Origin of the sequence: Nitratidesulfovibrio liaohensis (genome assembly GCF_011682075.1) — a bacterium.
GTDB classification, from domain to species: domain Bacteria; phylum Desulfobacterota; class Desulfovibrionia; order Desulfovibrionales; family Desulfovibrionaceae; genus Cupidesulfovibrio; species Cupidesulfovibrio liaohensis.
Genome location: NZ_VSMK01000126.1, coordinates 1 through 6,268, shown reverse-complemented (window position 1 = coordinate 6,268; position 6,268 = coordinate 1). Strand labels below are relative to the sequence as shown.

Here is a 6,268-nt window from a genome sequence, read left to right as displayed (position 1 = left end):
TGCCCAGGCGCGGCGCCAGCCACGCCTCGCGCAGGGCGCCATTGGTGATGGCGGCGGCACACAGCGCGCACCAGCAGGCCGTGGCAATGCGAAGCGGGAACATGTCGCCTCCGTGATCGTGGAAAAGGGTCAGGCCGGTGGCCATGGCGCGGGCGGCGCATCCGGCCAGCCCCTCAGGTGGGCATGCCCCAACGCGAGGCCGCAGACAAGGCCTGCGCGGCAATGCGCCCACCGTGCGCCAGTGTCCGGGCCCGGTCCGGTGAGTGCGGCGGCCGTGCGCCCCAGGGAATACTCCCGGGTCGATATATGTGACTGGGTGAAACCCGTATTTTTTGGGTAGGGTGGCGAGGGAGGAGGTGGTCGCTCTGTGAATGTGCCGAAATGATTGTGCAAAATCATGAGGTGCGACTCCGTGTGCTTGGGGTGGCACATTGACACATCCGTTATGGTGGGTCACTGCTATAGACATATGAAAGCCAAACCCGCTGTGAAGCGGGGACGGAAAGCCACGGATCTCGCGTAGAGACAGCCGGGTTGCCTGCGTCGGTGAGCAGTGCGTCTGCGCGGCCCGTGGCACCATCCCTTGGGGGGGATATGCTGACGGGCGTTTTTGTTCTTGTGGTGGACCGCAACCCCATGTCCGCATTCATGTGCGAATGGGAACTGCGCAAGCGCGGCGCGGAAGCCTTTGTGGTGCGCAGGGTGCAGGACGCCCTGCCCGCGCTGGATACGCATCGCTTCGACTTTGCGCTGGTGGACGTAGGCACCATGGAGAACGATGCGGACCGCGCCACCCTGCACGAAAGCCTGACCAGAAACGGCGTGCCCTCTCTGTTGATGACACGCCGCAGCCAGACCTGTTCCGAACACCAGGTCTCTGCCTGCGCCTTGCAGGACAGCCTGCGCCTTGCGGCGGAAGCGGTAAGCTGCATCGCCTACTGCGTGCTGAGCATGGGCAAGCAGGTGACCGCCCGCTTCAGCTGAACTGCACCGGCCAGCGCCCGGCAAGGCGCGTGCATCCTTCCTGCGGCGTCGCCGTCATTCCGCCGCCCGCCGCCCCGCCGCCATCGTAACCCGCCCCGCCGCGCCGCCATCGTGGCACCCCGCCACCTCGCCATGGTGACGCATCCTGCCGTGTCTTGTCGTATCTTGCCCGCCTTGCCATGGCTTGCCGCCACTTCGACCTGCCCTGTGCCATTGCGTTGCATCGCGCCATTCCGACTGGTTCGTTCCGCCTTTCATCAGGTCGGCATTCCTGTACTGTCGCCACGTTAAAATATTTCTAGACTTATTGTGGAACGGACCGCTCCGGGGTATTGCGCAGGCATCGCCATGCAGTTTCCGTTGCTGCCGCCGCAGGCCGCCGTGCCGTGTCCGGCGCCCGGCGCAACCCGGCAGGTCGCAACCATCCGGCCAGGCCCGCAACGGACTGCCGGGGCACGAACATCAGTAGACCGCGATGCGCGCCGCCAGCGCACCCGGCCACGGGGGAAAGCGTGAGACCCAGCAAGACAGTTCTGGCCCTGGCCGGGCCGCTGCTTACGGTGGTCGTGGCGGTGGCACTGTTTTTCCTGTCGCGCCACGGCGTGCAGGTGTACAACCCGGCGCTGCTGTTCGTTGTGGTCATCGTGCTGGCGGCGTACCTGGGCGGGCACGCATCGGGCCTTGCCAGCGTGGGGCTGACCCTGGTGTACGTGCTGCTGACCTGGTCCACCGGGTTCGCCACGTTCGTCTATTCGGAGTCCAGCGTCAGCCGTCTGGTGGTCTTTGGGCTGACCATGCCGATGGTCTCGCTGCTGGTGTCGTATCTGCAAAGCCGCAACCAGCGCATGCTGGAGTGGCTGCATGCCAAGGGCGAACGCCTGCGCGAGAGCGAGGCGCGCCTGCGCCGGGCCGAGTTGGTGGCGGGCATCGGCAACTGGGAGGTGGACCTGCGCATCGGCGCACTGGTCACTTCCGAAGGTGCCCGGCGCATCTACGGCATACCGGATGATTGCGATGTCTTCGAGGCCGTGAAGGCCATCCCCCTGCCGGAATACCGCCCCGCGCTGGACGCGGCCCTGCACGAACTGGTCACCCGTGGCGCGGAATACGTCATCGAGTTCAAGATCCGCCGCCCCTCGGACGGAGTGGTGGCCGACATCCAGTCGCGCGCCAAGTACGACGCCGAGCGGCACCGCGTGTACGGCACCATCAAGGACATTACCGAACGCAAGCGGGCGGAGCGCGAACTGATCGAGGCCAACCGCCAGGCCAACAGCGCCAGCGAGACCAAAAGCCTGTTCCTGGCCAACATGAGCCACGAGATACGCACCCCGCTCAACGGCATTCTGGGCGCGCTGCAACTGCTGAAGGCGGACCTGACCGACCCGGAGCACGCGGGGTACGTGAACATGGCCATCCGCTCGTCGCAGCGGCTGGCGCACCTGCTGACGGACCTGCTGGACCTGTCGCGGGTAGAGGCGGGCCGCATGCCCGTGGCCTGCGACCCCTTCGATCTGGCCCGGCTGGGCGAGGCCGTGCGCGAGCTGTTCCAGTTCGAACCGGGCGCGCGCGGCCTTTCGCTGGACGTGGATATTGCCCCCGGCCTGCCGCAGACCGTGTTGGGCGACGAGGGCAAGACCCGCCAGATACTGTTCAACCTTGTGGGCAACGCGCTGAAGTTCACCGAGCGGGGCGGGGTGCGGCTGAGTTTGTCGCCGCTGCCGTTCGGGCCCGGCAAGGCGGGGGGTGCGGGCACCAGCGGTGCCGCAACGGGTGGGAATGGCGCCGGTGTGCCTGCCGTATCGGGCGGGCCGGGCGAATCGGGCAAGTCAGGCGGGCAGGGCGTGGCTGGCGGAAAGGAGAACGCGGGCGGAGACGTGGCGGTCATCCTGTTCATGGTGCAGGACACCGGCAAGGGCATACCCGACGTCCAACTGCACAGCATCTTCGACCCGTTCACCCAGGGCGACAATTCGTATGTGCGGCGGCATCAGGGCGCGGGGCTGGGGCTTTCCATCGTGCGGCGGCTGGTGGCGTTGCTGGGCGGCACCATCTGCGTGGACAGCGAGGAAGGGCGCGGCACCACGTTCTGCGTGACCCTGCCCTTCCGCACGGCGGAGCGGTGCGAACTGCCGCCGGAAGTGGCGGATTGCCCGCCCCCGCCGCAGGACGGCGCGCCAGTACGGGTGCTGCTGGCGGAAGACGACGCCACCACCCGCATGGTGGGCCAGCGACTGCTGCAAAAGGCCGGATACCACGTGACCCTGGCCGTGGATGGCGACGACGCGCTGGCCCGGCTGGCCGCCGAAGATGTGGACGTGGTGCTGATGGACATCCACATGCCCAATACCGACGGCATTACCGCCGCCAGCACCATCCGCACATCCCCCCGTTTTGTGGACAAGCGCAATGTGCCCATTCTGGCCGTGACAGCCGCCGCCATGGCGGGCGACCGGGAACGCTTTCTGGCCGCCGGTATGGACGGCTACGTGGCCAAGCCCTTCGATATGGCCGACCTTGTCGAGGAGATCGAGTGTGCGCGGAAGAAGAGGCAGGTGTGTTGAGGGGGACACCATATGATATAGCAACGATAGGTTGTGAAAGTGTTCGATGAGAGGTGCTGCAGCAGGCAAACATGCGTGTGGGCCATGGTAGATTATTGGCTTACAACCCGAATCAATGGGATGGTGTTATTGTGTGCGCTGTTGTGAATAGGATTTATAAGTATAGAGCGATAAACATTCAGAATATTGAAAATTTGTGCGCTGATACGCTTTATTTTTCATCTCCATCAAGCTTTAATGATCCGTTTGAATGTGAACCGACTATTGAATCTGATTCCTCAAACGAAGAGCTTGAAAAAATACTATATGAGCTAATATTTGATAATGTTTACAAGGAATCGATGGATAGCTTAAAAAACATTAAGATCGAATCTAAATATAAAAATGAAGTGTCAAGGGATAAGGCTGATAAATTAGCTACATTTAAAATTAATGAATTGCGTTATCTTGCAACAGATGATGAATATGAAGAAAGTGTTGGCGTTAAAAATAACAGACTTCTTGCTTATGAGATACGCCGTGAGGTTTTAAAATGGGAGAGGAAGGGTATTTGCTGTTTCTCAACTTCTTGCAAAGATTCACTGATGTGGAGTCATTACGCGGATAGTCATAAGGGTATGTGTGTCGGCTATGATTTCAAAAGAAATCCAGTGCCACAGGTCTCCCGTGTAGAGTATGGAGGGGACAGAATTCTCAAAACAAGCACAATCAGAAAGGCCGTTCTGGAGAAAGACAGTGGCGCGAAATTAACCATTTATGATAAAATGTTTTTAAGAAAAGCTAGACAGTGGAGATATGAAAAGGAGTATAGGATATTTATGGGTCATGGACTGCAGGAGTCGCCGCTTCGGATGCTAGATGTAACATTTGGTATGCGAGCGTCTGGAACCGCGATGTATGCAGTTGTGTCAGCGTTAAGAAAAAGAGATAATCCCGTAAAGTTCTACATTGTTAATGAGGTATACGGTAAGTTCACACTTCAAAGGAAACGACTCGATGTTGATGAGCTTTTATCGAGTTATCCCCGTATAGCGCAGTCTGGATATGAAATTTTTGGAGAAGTATGCGATTGACGCAGCGAAAATTTTACCCCAACTCCTGCCCCATGCACTGCAACAACCCCAGACACCACGGACAGTCGCCGCACGGCACGGGTTCGCCGTAGCAGTCGGTTTCGAAGGTAGTGGTTTCTATGTCATCGCAAGGGTACACGTTGCAGTTGGTGCAGAACGGGTAGCCCTTGGCCGTCACCCTGTCCCGGAAGGCCCGGTACTCGGGGCCGTTCCACACGCCGATGATGTCCTGCCCCTGCGCGGGGCCGACAGTGCCGAAAAAGCGGGCCACCACCTGCTTCTGCATACCGTACATGTGGCAGTGGTAATCGCGCCACAGAAAGTAGCAGGGGGCCACCTTGCCGTCCCAGGCGATGAAGGCCCCGCCTTCGTCCACGGCGGGGCAGTGGCGCAGGTTGCGGGGGTGCAGGGCGGGCAGGCGTAGGTGCAGGCCGTATTGGCGGGCCACGGCCCGTGCGGCGTCGAACACCGCTTCCGCCTCGGGCACGTGGGCGTCGGCATCGCGCAGCAGGTTGTGCAGGTGCAAGGGCACGTCTGCCTCGCGCGCGGCCTCGGTCATTTCGCGGATGAAGCTGGTGATCCGCGTTTCCTCCTCGGTAAAGCGAAACCGCCACACCACGTCGAAGTAGCGGCGGATGTTTATGCCCTCCCGCTCGGCCCGCGCCTGCCATTCGCGGTAGAAGCGCATCGATTCTTCCGTGTTCGTGCCGAATACGGCCTGTTCGGACATGCCCGGGGCATAGGGCAGCACGTGCGAGACAATGGCAAAGTCCGCGCCGCGCTCTGCGGCCCAGCGCAGGGTGGCGGGCAGTTCGTTCAGGTTGTCGCGCATCACCACGAATTCCACGCCCACCGCAAGCGGCGAACCGGGCCGCGCAGCGCGCGCCGCCGCCAGATTGGCCAGCGCCCGCTCCATGTGGTCCACGTCGCCCCCGGCCCGGCAGGTGGAAAACAGTTCCGGCGAAACGGCGTCGATGGACAGGCATATCCTGTCCAGCCCGGCGGCCAGCAGCGCGTGCGCCCGGCTTTCCGTCAGCAGGTGCCCGTTGGTCTGAAAGCCCACCCAGCCTTCCGGCGGCATGTGCTGCCGGGCAAGGCGGATGAACGTTTCCAGGTTGCGGTGCAGCAGCGGTTCGCCCACGCCGTTCAGCACAAGGGCGTTCAGGTGCGGCATGACAGGCAGCAGGGCGGCATAGGTTTCCGCCGTCATGTCGCCTTCCGGTGCCCTGATGACGGAAGAATGCTTCACGCACATCCGGCAGTGCAGGTTGCAGCGCGAGGTAACCTCTACGAACAGCTTGCGCGGATAGGGCAGCTGGGCGTCCTGCTGCGGGGCCGCTTCGGGCAGGCGGGCGGCAATGGCGGTTGTGGGCATGGGGGGCCTTTGCGGGAAGACACCGCGTCAGGTGGGCGGTTGTCGGCACGGAATGTGCGTATTTGGCAATTTAGCCAAGCAGTCCGGAGGCGTCAATGCCGCCTGTGCCGCCCCTTGTGACGCGGTCTGCCGGGCGGCGAGGGAGAATGCGGGATGCGCCGGGCAGGGGGCAACCGTCCTTTCCCCGTGCGGGCAGGCCTTCCCCGCCGCCATGCGGCCCGCCCCTTGCCCGCCCGGCCCCCCTGTCCCCAGTGCATCCCGGCATTCCGCCC

The 6,268-nt window shown here is 62.3% G+C and carries 4 protein-coding genes and 1 riboswitch; of the genes, 3 read left to right on the top strand and 1 reads right to left on the bottom strand.

Annotation, left to right across the window (positions count from 1 at the left end; translation table 11 throughout):
* The first annotated feature begins 465 nt into the window (after positions 1–465).
* Positions 466–542: riboswitch (cyclic di-GMP riboswitch) on the top strand.
* A 52-nt stretch (positions 543–594) separates the two neighbouring features.
* The 3 genes from FVW27_RS05570 (at position 595) to FVW27_RS05560 (ending at position 4,621) form a co-directional block, all read left to right on the top strand.
* Positions 595–984, top strand: coding sequence for a response regulator (locus FVW27_RS05570; RefSeq protein WP_167123446.1), 390 nt, complete (start codon positions 595–597; stop codon positions 982–984).
* Between the two features lie 512 nt (positions 985–1,496).
* Complete coding sequence (locus FVW27_RS20860; protein ID WP_167123444.1) at positions 1,497–3,548, top strand: response regulator; 2,052 nt, start codon at positions 1,497–1,499, stop codon at positions 3,546–3,548.
* Positions 3,549–3,619: 71 nt separating this feature from the next.
* Positions 3,620–4,621: a DUF2971 domain-containing protein gene (locus tag FVW27_RS05560; RefSeq protein ID WP_167123442.1), complete on the top strand. Its 1,002-nt coding sequence runs from the start codon at positions 3,620–3,622 to the stop codon at positions 4,619–4,621.
* A 13-nt stretch (positions 4,622–4,634) separates the two neighbouring features.
* On the opposite strand, the gene FVW27_RS05555 is transcribed toward FVW27_RS05560, so the two are convergent.
* Positions 4,635–5,996, bottom strand: a complete 1,362-nt coding sequence (locus FVW27_RS05555) for a radical SAM/SPASM domain-containing protein (RefSeq protein ID WP_167123440.1) — start codon at positions 5,994–5,996, stop codon at positions 4,635–4,637.
* Positions 5,997–6,268: the final 272 nt, after the last annotated feature.